The sequence below is a fragment of the Brevibacillus invocatus genome, from assembly GCF_003710915.1.
Classification (GTDB): Bacteria; Bacillota; Bacilli; order Brevibacillales; family Brevibacillaceae; genus Brevibacillus; species Brevibacillus invocatus.
Genome location: NZ_RHHR01000055.1, coordinates 1 through 539, shown reverse-complemented (window position 1 = coordinate 539; position 539 = coordinate 1). Strand labels below are relative to the sequence as shown.

At 51.2% G+C, this 539-nt stretch carries 1 protein-coding gene; it reads right to left on the bottom strand.

Going from position 1 to position 539, the window contains the following annotated elements:
• A partial coding sequence (locus tag EDM52_RS22955) for a serine hydrolase (protein ID WP_148038799.1) occupies window positions 1–539 on the bottom strand: 539 nt, incomplete at both ends.

Genomic DNA, 539 nt, shown 5'->3' with positions numbered 1-539 from the left:
TTTCCGTCGAGGAATATCCGAACATGCCCACCTTCTGCCGAACGATAGATCCCGATCATTCTTTGCAGCTCCTCCAGAGAGGCATCGTAATCTGGTTCGATATTTTCCTTTTGCTCCAGCGGAAGTCCTAGTGCCGTATTTACAGCCGCTAACCACAGTTGTTCGGCAGGAACATGGGACAGGTTGGTCAATACTGCCACTACCAATTCCTCTTCAGGGACAAAACCAAAGCAGGAGGAGACACCAGGCTGACCGCCGCCGTGTTTTACCAAGGTCACTCCCCCATAATCGGGTGTACTCCGCAATGCATAGCCATAGAAAGCATTTCTTGCGACCCGGTGCACGGGCTGCCACATTTTATCCAGATAGCGATCTTGGAAATACATGTGTCCGTATTTTAACAGGTCGAGCACGTTGGACCGAACACCGCCTCCTACCTCATACACACCCAATGTCGGCCAAGGCACTTCTTCGATCTGATGGGTGATGGCGTTTTTCACATAAGGTACCGTAACCTGATCCAGCTTGGCCAGCTCTTC